The following is a 13,451-nucleotide window of genomic DNA, read 5'->3' on the forward strand; positions in this document are numbered from 1 at the left end:
TAATGACAAGCGGAATAAATAACCATTATTTAACCCCTGAAACCCTCGGGCCCGACAGGCTGGCAGCTGTTATTGGAGCATATCATATGTTCCCGGGGCAAAATAGCCTGGTAATAACCGGGGGTACAGCCATTACTTATGATGGTGTTGACACCGCAGGAAATTATTTTGGCGGCAGCATATCGCCGGGCTTAAATATGCGTTATAAGGCTTTAAACAATTATACGGCAGGTTTGCCGCTTATTGAACCCGATGCCGGTTTTGATACGCCATACGGAAACAATACAACCACAGCCATCCGTTCGGGAGTACAAAACGGAATAAAATATGAGCTTACCGGTTTTATTGAAAGTTATAAAACCGGCGACGGACAACTGAACATTATACTAAGCGGGGGCGACAGCATTTTTTTGATACTCTATTGAAAAATAGCATCTTTGCCCGCTACATAAAAATTGAACCATATTTGGTTTTAAAAGGATTAAACGCAGCTATACAAAAGCATAATGATTAAATATACCCGGTTTTTTATAACACTTTTATTGGCTGTTGCCGCTTTTTCAGCACATGCGCAATCAACGGCAACTTCAAGCTCTCCATATTCACGTTACGGTATTGGTGATATTGATCCTCAACTGATGGGCCAAAACATAGGTATGGGCGGTATAGCTGTAGCTACAAACAGGATAAGCCTTTTTAACAATATCAACGTAATAAATCCGGCTTCATACGGTGCCATTAATCTTACAACCATTGATGTTGGCTTATATGCAAATTTTTTAAATCTGTCGCAAACCGGTTCGGCAAGCCAAAAAAACAGCAATTTCAGGCTTAACCACATCGCGTTCGCCATCCCTACTTCAAAACGTTCGGCATTGAGTTTTGGTTTATTGCCATACAGTGAGCGCGGCTATAATTTTAAAAAAACGGTGAATAAATTAGGAACCTCGGGTTCTCCTGCCGATACCAACGTGACAAATTACAGTTACAGCGGCGATGGTAGTTTATCAAAAGCATATTTGGGATATGGTTTTGGCATCGGTAAGCATTTGTTATTAGGTGCAAACGTATCGTACATATTTGGTAATATTAAAGATATCGCTACTACCGAAATTCCTGGTCTGGCAGGTGCCATCAACTCAAAAATTGAATCGAGCAATGCCATTGGTGGTATCAACTATGATTACGGCTTGCAGTATTCATTTGATTTGTCTGAAACCAAGCACCTTGTATTTGGCTATTCGGCATCGGCAGGTACAAAACTGCACACGCAAAGCAGCTTTATTGTTAGCCAGTACTTTAACGATGCAAACGGAAATCAGGACATAGCTGCCGATAGCGTGGTTAGCACAACCGGGCCTAAATCAAAATTAAAATTACCGCAGATCAACAGGTTCGGGATCTCTTTCCAAAGTGATGGTAAATTTTTGGTTGGTGCCGATTACTCCATGGGCAAATGGTCCGACTTATCCATTGCAGGCGTAAACCAGGGTTTACAGGACAGTAAAACTTTCAATATCGGTGGTTCATATACCCCAAACATATCAACCATCAGAAACTACCTTGCCACTGTTGATTACCGCATAGGAGCTATATACGATCAAACCTATATGCACATTAACGGTACTACTATTAAACGTTATGCTGGTACCGTAGGTGTTGGCTTGCCTTTGCGCTCAAATAACGGCAGTTACTATAAAATTAATATCGCGGCAGAAATAGGTCAGCGCGGTTCGTTGGTTAACGGTTTGGTTAAAGAAAACTACGTTAATATTCACCTTGGCTTTACTCTTAACGATAAGTGGTTTACCAAGTATAAATTCGACTAATTTGTTGTCATGAGCCGCCCAGCTGTTAACATACCGGCATTATGCCTGTTACTGTTGCCAATGGCGGCTTTCCTGTCTTCGTGCGAAAATGACCTGAAAAAGGTTAGGGAAATTTCAGCTAATGAGGTTGATACTGTAGCCCAGCGCACTACAGGGCTTGATCTGATCATGAGCGATTCGGCAAAAGTGGAGATCCATCTTACTGCACCGTTGATGGTCGAATACCAGATCAAGAAACCTTATAAAATTATGCCTAAAGGCGTAAAGATCGACTACTATGATCGGGGAACTGGTCAGTTTGCAGGCGATATCATTGCAGATACCGGCATTCAGCGTGAGCAGGAAAAGCTGATTGAGTTTCATGGCAACGTAGTTGCCACCAACGCCAAAGGCGAAACCTTTAAATCAAACGAATTATTTTGGGACCAGGTAACCAAGCGGGTTTACTCTAATAAACCTGTTCAGGCCACACTTAGCGGCGGTAATGTTATGAACGGCAATACCTTTGAAAGTGATGATAAGCTTTTAAACCCTACCTTTAAAAGCAGCACCGGGCTGTTTCATGTTGATGAAAAAGCGACACAATAATGACTTTTTTTAACGAAAATTTTGTGTTATAGAATTTTGTTAAAAATTGTATCTTGCGCCCTCTTAAAAAGAATAGAATAATTATAAATATAATATGGGTATAATGGGTTTTTTGCGCGAAAGGATGGGGAAGATTCTCGCATTCTTTATTGGTTTCGCGCTGCTTGCATTTATTGTGAGCGAAGTTGTAAGATCGGGCGGTTCCTTTTTCAGGGACGATAGTAACGAGCTTGCCGTTGTAAACGGCGAAAAAGTGCCCTATGACAAATTCAACGAAAAGCTGGAGCAAAACTCTGCACAGTTTAAACAACAGGGACAAAGTATCTCTCCGCAAATAGCAAGCTATCTGCAGGAAACTACCTGGAACCAGTATTTAAGCCAGTTGCTGATAGGTAAAGAGATTGAAAAACTTGGCCTTACTGTTGGTGATGATGAAATGAACGTAATGATCGGTGATAACAATCCCGACCCGCAGATAGCCCGCCAGTTTGCCGATCAGCAAACCGGTCAGTTTGATCGCAGCAGGTATGATCAGTTCAAAGCCTACCTGCAATCAGGCAAAGCCGACCCTGCTCAGAAAAAAGCATGGAGCGATTTTGTGATCGACCTGATAGAAGCTAAAAAAGCTACTAAATACATGACTTTAGTTACCAACGGCCTTTATGTAAACTCGCTTGAAGCTACAGATGATTACGAAGCAAAAAACAAGCTGGCTAACTTTAAATATGTATCGCTTGATTATGCTTCAATCCCTGATGCTAAAGTTACTTTAACCGATGCTGATTACAGCGCATATTATGATGCACACAAAGCTTCATTTAAAACTCCGCAGGAGTTAAGGAATTTTGAATACGTTAGTTTTAACGCAGCTCCTTCAAAAGAAGACTCAGCGGCAGTTAAACAACAAGCTGATAAATTAGCCAATGAATTCAAAACTACTCCTAACGATTCGCTTTTTGTGCAGATCAATGCCGAAACCAAAGCGCCTTTGGCTTATCAGCGTAAGGGCAGCCTTGACCCTAAACTGGATACTACCATGTTTAGTGCGGCTAAGGGATTTGTTTATGGCCCTTACCTTGAAAACGGCAGCTATAAAGTAGCTAAGCTGGTTGATACCAAAACCACTTTCGATTCGGTTAAAACCAGGCATATCCTGATCGACCTTGCATCTGCAGGCGGTGAAGAAAAAGCTAAAGCTAAAGCCGATTCAATTAAAAAATTAATCCAGGGCGGTAAATCATTTGCCGAACTTGCAACAGCTTTCTCTGCCGATAAAGGCAGCGCAGTAAAGGGCGGTGAAATTCCTTCATTTGACGCAAATGGCTCAATGGGCGGTCAGGGCAATTTAGTTCCTGAATATTACAATGCTGCTTATAAAGCAAATAAAGGCGATATCCTTGTTGTGAAATCACAATTTGGCTACCACGTTATTCAGGTTGAAGATCAGAAAGGTTCTGTTAAACTGGTTAAAGTTGGTGTAGTTGATAAGCCGTTAACTGCAAGCAGCAAAACCCAAACTGTAGCTTACAGCAAAGCCCAGGCATTCTTAGCCTCATTAACACCTGATAATTTTGAGGCGGAAGCTAAAAAAGAAGGTTTGAAACCCCGTACCGCCGAAGATGTTACTGCGATAGCTTCTGGTCTTCCTGGCCTGGACAACGCGCGTGACGTGGTTAGATGGGCTTACAAAGCGGAAAAAGGCGATATTACCGATAAAGTATTTACCGTAGGCGACCAGTATATAGTAAGCCGCCTTACCGAAATTAAACCTAAAGGTACATTATCTCTTGAGGCTGTTAAAAAGCAAATTGAGCCAATGGTACGTAATGAGGTTAAAGCTAAACAATTGAAAGAGAAATTTGACACAGCCCTTAGCGGCGGTACTTCAATTGACCAGGTTGCCCAAAAAGTAGGCAGCAAGGTAGTTCCGGTTGAAAACATTGTATTTGCCAATCCTATTATCCCAGGTCAATCGGCAGAGTATAAAGTTATCGGTTCAATCTTTGGTTCGGCAATCAACAAAATTTCAAAACCTGTTGATGGTGCACAGGGTGTATATGTATATGTGGTTAATGGTTTCACTAACCCGCCGGCACTAACCAATGCTATTAAACAAAAAGAACAAATTAACCAGGCGCTTTTACAACGTTCACAAGGTCAGGTGCTCGATGCATTAAAAGATAATGCAATTGTAAAAGATAACAGGGCTAAATTCTTCTAAACAAAATTTAAAGTAAATTTGCATCCGGGATCAGCGTTAAGCCGTTCCCGGATTTTTTGTTTATATACGGGCTTTTATATAGGGCAGTTAAGTAGTATTAGCTTTAAACTTTGTGCGTTCTGCTTTCAGCTTATATAAATATTGATAATCAAGCTAAGCGGCTTTAGGCTTTGTGCCTTCAGCTTTTAGCTTTCATATAAAAGATATGGATATCCAGGAAAACATAATAAACAAGGTAGCTCAGAGCGGCCTCGTTACCTTAGACCCGGCTTCTTTTTATCCTGCCGGCGATCGCGTCATTTATGATATTAAAGATAACCTGTTCCATGGCCTAATCCTTCGCGAGAAAGATTTCAGGGACTTTATAAAAGAACATGACTGGGCGCAATATGAGGGTAAAAATGTAGGTATCACCTGCACTGCCGATGCTATTGTACCAGCCTGGGCATATATGCTGCTGGCCAACCGGATGGCCCCTTACGCCCGCGAAATTGTTTTTGGGGATAAAGAGGTATTGGAAACTGTACTTTTTGAAAAGGAAATAGCCAAAGCAGATTTTGAGCAATACCGTGGGCAGCGGATTGTGTTGAAAGGTTGCGGCGATACCGAAGTGCCGGTATCTGCTTATGTTGAGCTGACTAAAAAGCTGAGTGCTGTGGTTAAAAGCCTCATGTTTGGTGAGCCTTGCTCAACAGTACCTATCTATAAGCGTAAGGATTAAGTATTTAAGCGGCAGTGCGCAATAAAAACAAGTTTAAACCATTTATAATAGCAGTTGTCATATCACAAGCCCCGGCTAAAAAGGGCTATTAATCAATGAAGAAACTGCTGATAAATAAATATTTTTTTACTGTACTGCTTTTTATAGCCTGCTGCAAGGGCGGATTTGCCCAGGAACTGAAAAAGATCAATGAGTCGATCTTTAAAGCAGGTGAACAACTGGACTACAAGATGAAATACGGTTTTTTTACTGCTGCCGAAGCTACCATAAAGGTAGAGGCCAGCGATAAGAAATATAATGACCGCCCTACATTTCATCTCGTGGCCGAAGGCAAAACCGCCGGCTCTTTCGACCTTTTTTACAAGGTACGCAACCGTTATGAATCATATGTAGATCAAACAACGTTGATGCCCTATTTTTATACTGAAAACAGGCGCGAAGGTAAGTACAGGCATACCGACAATGTTACGTTCGATCAGAAAGACAAGAAGGTAACGGCAAATAAAGGAACATTCGGGTATAAGGGCGAATCTTTTGATTTTGTATCGGCTTATTATTTTGCGCGGGCCATTGATGTTTCAAAGCTGCAACAGGGCGATACTTTTGATCTGCAATATTTCCTGGAAGACGGGTTTCACAGTATGCAAATAACCTATGTTGGCACTGAAACGGTTGAGTGTTCGCTTGGTAAGTTTAATTGTCTTAAATTTAGCCCGGCAATTATTCCGGGGCGCATTTTTCGGAAAAACAGCAAGTTGTACCTTTGGGTTACCAACGATAAGAACAGGATCCCGGTAAAGGCCCACGTTGAAGTGCTGATAGGCAGCGTAACAATGGACCTGAAATCGGCTACAGGACTTAAATATCCTTTGAACCCTATAAAAGATTGATTTAAAAAAAGATAATGATTGAGGTTGGCAATGTATTACTGCACGAGGATGTGGTAAAAGAGAATTTTGTATGTAATTTAAATAAATGCAAGGGTGCCTGCTGCCTTGAAGGAGATTCGGGCGCGCCACTTAATGCCGATGAACTCGATATCCTGAAAGAGATCTATCCCAAAGTAAAGCCTTACCTTACCGCCAAAGGGATCAAAACCATTGAAAAGGAAGGGGTTTACGTTACCGATTTTGAAGGGGATTATACTACGCCCTGTGTTGATACCAACAAAGAATGCGCCTATGTAATATGGGAAAACGGCATTACTAAATGCGGTATTGAAAAAGCGTATGAAGAAGGTGCCGTTAATTGGAAAAAACCCATATCGTGCCATTTATATCCTATCCGCATAACATCTTATCCCGAGTTTGATGTTTTAAACTATGACCGTTGGAATATCTGCAGCCCTGCATGTTCATTTGGGGATGAGTTGAAAGTACGCGTTCACGAATTTTTGAAAGATCCGCTCATCCGTAAATACGGAGCAGATTGGTACCGGGAACTGGAAGATACCGTTGCCGGGATTTAATCTTTTGTAAAATTTTTTAAGCCGGATATTTTTTTCTTTAAACTGTACTATAACGCCTGCCCAAACCTATATATTGAACGTCATAGGGGTAATTACAATAAAATTGGATATTATTGTACTACCTAATATATCTACGGTCATAATTAATGAAAAAGGCTTTAATAACAGGCATAACGGGTCAGGATGGCGCTTATTTAGCAGAATTTTTGCTGAAGAAGGGCTATGAGGTACACGGGGTTAAACGCCGCTCATCCTTATTAAATACCGACAGGATAGATCATTTATACCATGACCCGCATGAGTCTGGTGTTAAATTCAGCCTGCATTATGGCGACCTCACCGATTCAACAAATCTGATCAGGCTAATCCAGGAAGTTCAGCCCGATGAAATTTATAACCTTGCAGCACAAAGCCATGTAAAAGTGAGCTTTGAAACCCCCGAATATACCGCCAATGCCGATGGTGTTGGTGTACTACGTATTCTTGAAGCAGTAAGGCTTCTTGATCTCACCAAAAAAACACGCATCTATCAGGCTTCCACATCCGAGCTGTATGGTTTGGTGCAGGCTGTGCCCCAAAGTGAAACCACTCCCTTTTATCCACGCTCACCTTACGCGGTGGCAAAACTATATGGCTACTGGATTGTAGTTAATTATCGCGAAGCCTATGGTATGTATGCCTGCAACGGGATTTTGTTTAACCATGAAAGCCCGGTAAGGGGCGAAACTTTCGTTACCCGGAAAATTACCCGGGCAGCATCAAAAATAGCCCTTGGCTCGCAAAACTGTTTGTATGTAGGCAACCTTTCGGCGCAGCGCGATTGGGGGCATGCCAAAGATTATATAGAGGCGATGTGGCTGATGCTGCAGCAGGAAAGGGCCGAAGACTTTGTAATAGCAACCGGCGTAACAACCACCGTCCGCGATTTTATCAGGATGGCTTTCATGGAGTTGGGTATCGAAGTTGAATTTAGCGGAAAGGATGAGAACGAGCGTGGGGTGATTATTGATATTGATGAGGAAAGGGCTATCGCGCTTGGATTGAACCTGGAGGCTTTGAGGTTTGGGCAAACTGTTGTAAAAGTTGACCCCAGGTATTTCAGGCCGACAGAGGTTGATCTGTTAATTGGAGATGCTGCCAAAGCTTATAATAAGCTCGGCTGGAAACCAAAATATGACCTGCAGGCATTGGTGACGGATATGGTACTGGCAGATCTGCAACTGGTAAAAAAAGATGAATATCTGAAAAAAGGTGGGTTTAACACGCCTAATTATTTTGAATAACCAAGTATAAAACCATATAAACCATTATATGAAGAGAATATTTACAAGCATTATTTTACTGCTTTTGATAAGCGGGTTTGCGAAGGCCCAGTCAATATATCAACCTTATAACTACCAGTTTTATCAGAAACTAAATGAGGATATTTATTCAACCAAAACAAGGGTACATAGTTCATTAAAACCATTTATGGTTGATGACTCACTTTTGAAAGTTCACTATGACTCATTGATGAACTTAAACGATCTTAAAGGGCGTTTTTTTAATGAACATCAGATTGATGTTAAAAGCAGCAACTCCACGTTCTATGCCGATCTATTACCCGACTTTAATCTAAGCCGTGATTTCTCAGGGAAAAAGAATACCAATTTTGGTACGCTTGGGATCCAGTTGGGCGGTACCTTCGGAAAAAACTTTTCGTATAATGTGGCCGGATATGAAAACCGTGCGGTATTACCTAATTATTTACAAACCTACGTTAACCAGGTTGGTATAGCCCCCGGGCAGGCGTACGCCGGTATTTACGGCAATGAATACCGCTGGTCATATATCACGGCTAACGTTTCGTATACACCGATAAAGTTTTTGAACATCAGCGCGGGGCGCGATAAAACCTTTGTTGGCGATGGCTACCGGTCATTATTATTATCTGATTATGCGTCACCATATCCATTTTTCAAGCTAACGGCTACGCTGGGCAATGTGCGTTATATGGCCATGTGGACTTATTTTAATGACCCGCTTTCGGTAAAAGTAGATAATGGGGACAGGAAAAAATTTGGTGTATTTCACTATTTAGACTGGAACGTATCTAATCGGTTATCACTCGGTTTCTTTGACGCGGTGATATGGGCTGCTAAGGATGATTTAGGGCATAAACGCGGGTTTGATTTTACTTACATCAACCCGGTGATATTTTTAAGGCCTGTTGAAGCTTCAAATGGCTCACCCGATAACGCTTTGATAGGATTTACAGCTAAATATAAGCTAACTGATGGCATCACCGCTTATGGTCAGTTTTCGCTTGACGAGTTTGAGTCTTCAAGCTTTTTTCAAGTAAAGGTAGCTCACGCAATAAATACGGATTTCAATTGGGTGTAAGGGGGCTAACCTGTTTAATGTTAAAGGCTTAAACTATTTGCTCGAGACAAATAATGTTAAACCATATACCTATTCAGAGCGTTCTTCGGTAATCAATTACACTGAAAATGGCGAGCCGATAGGACATCCCTGGGGCGCCAATTTCCGCGAAGTAGTTGGACTGCTTAACTATTCATATAAAAGGTTTGATTTTTCAGGAGAGCTCGACTATGGGCATTACGGGCTTGATGTCAATGGCCTGAACTATGGTAAAGACCCTTTTCAAGGCTATCGTGACCCGGCAAGGTTATATGGCAACTACACCGGGCAGGGCTTAACCACCAATATGGTGTACCTGGAGGGAAAAGTGGCCTATTTAATTAACCCTAAATATAACTTAAGGTTTGAGCTTGGCGGCCTGGTACGCCGTGAAAAGAACAGCCAGTTTAATGATAAAACATCAATGTTAACCTTTGGTATCCGTAGTTCATTCCGTGCTATATACAATGATTTGGCGAGGTATAAAGCGAATTAGTTGGGGCTCTGCGTGATTAAAGAATTTTAACAAAACATAAAAAGCGACTGATGGTCGCTTTTTATGTTTTGTACGTAATAACAATTTTGCATTACGACGCTATCGTATTCACATTGCGTTTCTCAGCCATGTTACGTACTTGCCTAGCTATACCGTTGGCATCAAAGCCACAGTCGGCCCATAGTTCGGGCTGGTCGCCATGTTCAATAAACTTGTCAGGGATACCCAGGCGTTTAACCTGGATATTGGTATAGCCATTATCGGCCATAAATTCAAGTACCGCGCTACCCATGCCGCCTTCAATGCAGCCGTCTTCAACGGTAATTACTTTATTAAAGTTTTTGAATACGTCATGTAATAAAGCCTCATCAAGCGGTTTTACAAAGCGGAGATCGTAATGGGCCGGGTTATAACCTTCGGCATTGAGTTCGGCAGTGGCTTTAATCACCTCGTTGCCGATAGCGCCAATAGACAGGATAGCCACATCATCGCCATCACAAACCTTACGGCCTTTGCCTACGGGGATGGCTTTGAACGGACGCTGCCAGTCAACCATAACTCCATTACCACGTGGATACCTGATCACGAATGGCCCCATGTTTTCCTGCTGGGCAGTAAACATCAGGTTGCGCAGTTCTTCCTCGTTCATGGGGGCAGATACCACCATATTGGGGATACAGCGCATGTAGGCCATGTCATAAGCGCCATGGTGAGTAGCACCATCTGCCCCGGCAAATCCTGCGCGGTCAAGGCAAAACACTACATTAAGCTTTTGTATGGCCACGTCATGGATCACCTGGTCATAAGCCCGCTGCATAAAGCTGGAGTAAATGTTGCAGAACGGAATGAGCCCCTGGGTAGCTAAACCGGCGGAGAAAGTTACCGCATGCTGCTCGGCAATACCTACGTCAAACGCACGGTTAGGCATGGCCTTCATCATCAGGTTTAATGAACAACCTGATGGCATCGCCGGCGTAATACCCATGATCTTAGGGTTTTGCTCGGCCAGTTCAATGATACTATGTCCAAACACATCCTGGTATTTAGGAGGCTGAGGCTTGTCGTATTTAGTTTTTTTGATTTCGCCGGTGATCTTGTCAAACAAGCCTGGAGCATGCCACTTGGTCTGGTCTTTTTCGGCAAGGGCATAGCCTTTACCTTTCACCGTGATACAGTGCAGTAATTTAGGTCCCGGAATATCGCGCAGGTCCTTTAAAACTTTTATCAGATGATTAACATCATGCCCGTCAATAGGGCCAAAATAACGGAACTTAAGTGCTTCAAAAAAGTTGCTGCGTTTAAGCAGGGTACCTTTAATGCTTTTTTCGAGTTTTTGGGCTACTTTAAAGGCATCCGGGCCAATGGATGATAGTTTGGCCAGTACGTGGGCAATATCGTCCCTGAAGCGGTTGTATGGCTTTGACGTGGTTATGTCAGTCAGGTATTCTTTCAATGCGCCAACATTAGGGTCGATGGCCATGTTATTGTCATTCAAAATCACCAGCAGATTGGAGTTTTCAATGCCGGCATGGTTAAGTGCTTCAAAGGCCATGCCTGCGGTCATCGAGCCGTCGCCAATTACGGCTACATGCTGCCTGTCTGTTTCGCCTTTATAATGAGAGGCAACAGCCATACCCAATGCGGCAGATATAGAAGTTGATGAATGGCCTACACCAAAAGTATCGTATATGCTTTCCGAACGTTTTGGGAAGCCGCTGATGCCACCATGAATGCGATTGGTGTGAAACTCATCACGGCGGCCGGTAAGTATTTTATGGCCGTAAGCCTGGTGCCCAACATCCCAAACTAACTGATCGTATGGCGTATTAAGTACGTATTGTAGCGCTACGGTAAGTTCAACCACACCCAGGCTGGCGGCAAAGTGCCCGCCATTAACTGATACTACGTCAATAATATACTGGCGTAGTTCCTTGCATACCTGTTCAAGCTCTGTTTCATTAAGTAGCTTTAAATCAGATGGATAATTTATTTTTTGTAATAAATTCCCGGCCGGTACCTGCATTGACATTCGTAAGGATATTTAACCTGCAAAATAAACTAATTATTGTTACATTCAGGGTATATAAAGATATTAAATTACTTAACAAACAGGATATGCCAAAGAAAACAGTTTGGTTAAGGCATATTATGATGGTCAACAGAAGCAGTGGATTGTTTGTTTTTAAACCTGAAAGTCTGTGCTTTGCAGCTTAATTCTTGCTGCGATGAATCCGGCCGAAATGTTTATTTTTGACCGGATTTTATGACCGACGATAGTTTTGCCATTAGGTTACCCCAGTTTGAAGGCCCGTTTGACCTGCTGCTGTTTTTCATTGAGCGCGATGAGCTGGATATTCACGATATCCCAATAGCAAAAATTGCCGATGATTTTTTGCACTACCTGCACCAGATGAGCAGCCTCAATATGGAAATTGCCAGTGAATTTATTTTCGTGGCAGCAACACTTATGCGCATTAAGGCCAAAATGCTGTTGCCGCGTTACGGCACCGAAGAGGCCGGCGATGACCCGGACACCAAAGAAAACCTGATCAGGAAACTCATCGAGTATAAAAAGTTTAAAGAGGTGTGTGAAGAGATCAGGCCCATGGAAGATGAGCGATTTAAACAGGAAAAGCGCGGCAATATCAAACATGACCTCGAACAGGTTGAAAAAGTAGCCGTGCCCGGCGAAGAATTATCTGAGCTAACGCTTTACCGCCTCATGGTTGTTTACGAACGGATGATCCGCAATTTCACCAGGCGCAGCGAGGAGGTTAAACACACGGTAGTACAGTATCCCTACACCATTGAAAAACAAAAGAAGGCAGTTGCTGATCTGCTTAAGATCAATAAAATGCTCGATTTTAAAGCAATCGCAAAAGAATCTGAAAACAAAGTTCATTTTGTATATAACTTTTTGGCGGTGCTTGAAATGTTGCAACAGGAGCTGATAGATATCCAGATTGGATTGGGTTATAATAACTTTTGGATTTCACCGAAAGTGGAAAGTTAAAATCAAAATTATTAACTTTATAATAAAGTTTCAAATTATGGATATTGCATTAAAGTATAAAATAGTAGAAAAGATAATTCAGAGTAACGATGATAATATACTTAATGAAATAAACTCATTGTTGGGCTTATCCGAAAATGATTTTTGGTCAGATCTTCCAACACCGGTTCAGCAAGCTATTGATAAAGCAAAAAATCAGCTTGATCAAGGTAAAGGTACTCCCCACAAAGAGGTAATGGCTAAAATACAATCTCGTTTTCTGAATAAATGATGCAACGCGAGATTGTCATTTGGTCGCCTGTTGCAGAACTTACCTATTATGAGATATTGGAATATCTCGATGAGAACTGGACTGTTAAAGAGGTGATAGCCTTTGTTAAACGTACCAATGAAGTGATCGGTCACATATCCAATAACCCGTTACTTTATCCCTATTCTAAACAAAGTGATACACATAAATGTGTCGTTGTAAAACAGGTAAGCTTGTTTTATCGTGTAAAAGCTAATAATATTATCGAGCTTTTAATGTTTTGGGATAATCGGCTTGATCCGGATAAACTTAAATTCTAAACCTGCAATGCATGAGTAATCTATAGTCATTGTAGCTGTATGAAATTCTATTAATTTATTCGCTGTAAAAGCCTGAATAGCAAATAATATTATGTTTACTTTTTATTAAGTAAAATTTAACATTGCGGTATCTCAAATCTCATAT

14 protein-coding genes are annotated in these 13,451 nt (G+C 41.8%); 13 read left to right on the forward strand and 1 reads right to left on the reverse strand.

Annotation, left to right across the window (positions count from 1 at the left end; translation table 11 throughout):
- Positions 1-2: 2 nt before the first annotated feature.
- The 10 genes from ACRQ5D_RS12355 (at position 3) to ACRQ5D_RS12400 (ending at position 9,723) form a co-directional block, all read left to right on the forward strand.
- Positions 3-425, forward strand: a complete 423-nt coding sequence (locus ACRQ5D_RS12355) for a type III pantothenate kinase (protein WP_432329084.1) — start codon at positions 3-5, stop codon at positions 423-425.
- An 81-nt stretch (positions 426-506) separates the two neighbouring features.
- Positions 507-1,829: a hypothetical protein gene (locus ACRQ5D_RS12360; RefSeq protein WP_091174558.1), complete on the forward strand. Its 1,323-nt coding sequence runs from the start codon at positions 507-509 to the stop codon at positions 1,827-1,829.
- 9 nt (positions 1,830-1,838) lie between these two features.
- Complete coding sequence (gene lptC / locus ACRQ5D_RS12365; protein ID WP_091174560.1) at positions 1,839-2,417, forward strand: LPS export ABC transporter periplasmic protein LptC; 579 nt, start codon at positions 1,839-1,841, stop codon at positions 2,415-2,417.
- A gap of 103 nt (positions 2,418-2,520) precedes the next feature.
- Positions 2,521-4,638, forward strand: coding sequence for a peptidylprolyl isomerase (locus tag ACRQ5D_RS12370; RefSeq protein WP_256337538.1), 2,118 nt, complete (start codon positions 2,521-2,523; stop codon positions 4,636-4,638).
- 205 nt (positions 4,639-4,843) lie between these two features.
- Positions 4,844-5,359 carry a DUF2480 family protein gene (locus ACRQ5D_RS12375; RefSeq protein WP_090534980.1) on the forward strand — a complete coding sequence of 172 codons (516 nt, stop codon included), beginning with the start codon at positions 4,844-4,846 and terminating at the stop codon, positions 5,357-5,359.
- Between the two features lie 95 nt (positions 5,360-5,454).
- Positions 5,455-6,249: a DUF3108 domain-containing protein gene (locus tag ACRQ5D_RS12380; protein ID WP_091174566.1), complete on the forward strand. Its 795-nt coding sequence runs from the start codon at positions 5,455-5,457 to the stop codon at positions 6,247-6,249.
- Between the two features lie 14 nt (positions 6,250-6,263).
- Positions 6,264-6,827 (forward strand): DUF3109 family protein, encoded by a 564-nt coding sequence (locus ACRQ5D_RS12385; RefSeq protein ID WP_091174567.1) that lies wholly within the window; start codon positions 6,264-6,266, stop codon positions 6,825-6,827.
- A 146-nt stretch (positions 6,828-6,973) separates the two neighbouring features.
- A complete protein-coding gene (gmd, locus tag ACRQ5D_RS12390; RefSeq protein WP_091174568.1) occupies positions 6,974-8,110 on the forward strand; it encodes a GDP-mannose 4,6-dehydratase in 1,137 nt (378 codons plus the stop codon).
- A 28-nt stretch (positions 8,111-8,138) separates the two neighbouring features.
- Entirely contained in the window at positions 8,139-9,209 is a 1,071-nt protein-coding gene (locus ACRQ5D_RS12395) for a hypothetical protein (RefSeq protein ID WP_431199727.1), read from the forward strand.
- A 37-nt stretch (positions 9,210-9,246) separates the two neighbouring features.
- Positions 9,247-9,723, forward strand: a complete 477-nt coding sequence (locus ACRQ5D_RS12400; protein WP_431199728.1) for a hypothetical protein — start codon at positions 9,247-9,249, stop codon at positions 9,721-9,723.
- Positions 9,724-9,814: 91 nt separating this feature from the next.
- Here the strand turns inward: ACRQ5D_RS12400 and dxs are convergent, their stop codons facing one another.
- Positions 9,815-11,746, reverse strand: coding sequence for a 1-deoxy-D-xylulose-5-phosphate synthase (gene dxs, locus ACRQ5D_RS12405; protein WP_091174572.1), 1,932 nt, complete (start codon positions 11,744-11,746; stop codon positions 9,815-9,817).
- A 240-nt stretch (positions 11,747-11,986) separates the two neighbouring features.
- On the opposite strand from dxs, the gene ACRQ5D_RS12410 reads away from it, so the two are divergent.
- Genes ACRQ5D_RS12410 through ACRQ5D_RS12420 form a run of 3 tightly spaced genes read left to right on the forward strand, consistent with a single transcriptional unit; the run spans position 11,987 to position 13,306 of the window.
- Positions 11,987-12,736, forward strand: coding sequence for a segregation and condensation protein A (locus ACRQ5D_RS12410; protein WP_091174577.1), 750 nt, complete (start codon positions 11,987-11,989; stop codon positions 12,734-12,736).
- A 37-nt stretch (positions 12,737-12,773) separates the two neighbouring features.
- Positions 12,774-13,007 (forward strand): hypothetical protein, encoded by a 234-nt coding sequence (locus ACRQ5D_RS12415; protein ID WP_091174579.1) that lies wholly within the window; start codon positions 12,774-12,776, stop codon positions 13,005-13,007.
- Positions 13,004-13,306: a type II toxin-antitoxin system RelE/ParE family toxin gene (locus ACRQ5D_RS12420; RefSeq protein WP_091174583.1), complete on the forward strand. Its 303-nt coding sequence runs from the start codon at positions 13,004-13,006 to the stop codon at positions 13,304-13,306. The genes ACRQ5D_RS12415 and ACRQ5D_RS12420 overlap by 4 nt, the downstream gene beginning before the upstream one ends.
- The last annotated feature ends 145 nt before the right edge of the window (positions 13,307-13,451 follow it).

Origin of the sequence: Mucilaginibacter sp. P25, from assembly GCF_050859465.1 — a bacterium.
Classification (GTDB): domain Bacteria; phylum Bacteroidota; class Bacteroidia; order Sphingobacteriales; family Sphingobacteriaceae; genus Mucilaginibacter; species Mucilaginibacter gossypii.

Bases quoted from the DNA above. Each gene is read 5' to 3' on its own strand.
- ACRQ5D_RS12360 (WP_091174558.1), top strand. From the start codon at position 507: ATGATTAAATATACCCGGTTTTTTATAACACTTTTATTGGCTGTTGCC.
- gmd (WP_091174568.1), top strand. From the start codon at position 6,974: ATGAAAAAGGCTTTAATAACAGGCATAACGGGTCAGGATGGCGCTTAT.
- ACRQ5D_RS12380 (WP_091174566.1), top strand. From the start codon at position 5,455: ATGAAGAAACTGCTGATAAATAAATATTTTTTTACTGTACTGCTTTTT.
- lptC (WP_091174560.1), top strand. From the start codon at position 1,839: ATGAGCCGCCCAGCTGTTAACATACCGGCATTATGCCTGTTACTGTTG.
- ACRQ5D_RS12395 (WP_431199727.1), top strand. From the start codon at position 8,139: ATGAAGAGAATATTTACAAGCATTATTTTACTGCTTTTGATAAGCGGG.
- ACRQ5D_RS12420 (WP_091174583.1), top strand. From the start codon at position 13,004: ATGATGCAACGCGAGATTGTCATTTGGTCGCCTGTTGCAGAACTTACC.
- ACRQ5D_RS12385 (WP_091174567.1), top strand. From the start codon at position 6,264: ATGATTGAGGTTGGCAATGTATTACTGCACGAGGATGTGGTAAAAGAG.
- ACRQ5D_RS12415 (WP_091174579.1), top strand. From the start codon at position 12,774: ATGGATATTGCATTAAAGTATAAAATAGTAGAAAAGATAATTCAGAGT.
- ACRQ5D_RS12355 (WP_432329084.1), top strand. From the start codon at position 3: ATGACAAGCGGAATAAATAACCATTATTTAACCCCTGAAACCCTCGGG.
- ACRQ5D_RS12410 (WP_091174577.1), top strand. From the start codon at position 11,987: ATGACCGACGATAGTTTTGCCATTAGGTTACCCCAGTTTGAAGGCCCG.
- ACRQ5D_RS12375 (WP_090534980.1), top strand. From the start codon at position 4,844: ATGGATATCCAGGAAAACATAATAAACAAGGTAGCTCAGAGCGGCCTC.
- ACRQ5D_RS12370 (WP_256337538.1), top strand. From the start codon at position 2,521: ATGGGTTTTTTGCGCGAAAGGATGGGGAAGATTCTCGCATTCTTTATT.
- dxs (WP_091174572.1), bottom strand. From the start codon at position 11,746: ATGCAGGTACCGGCCGGGAATTTATTACAAAAAATAAATTATCCATCT.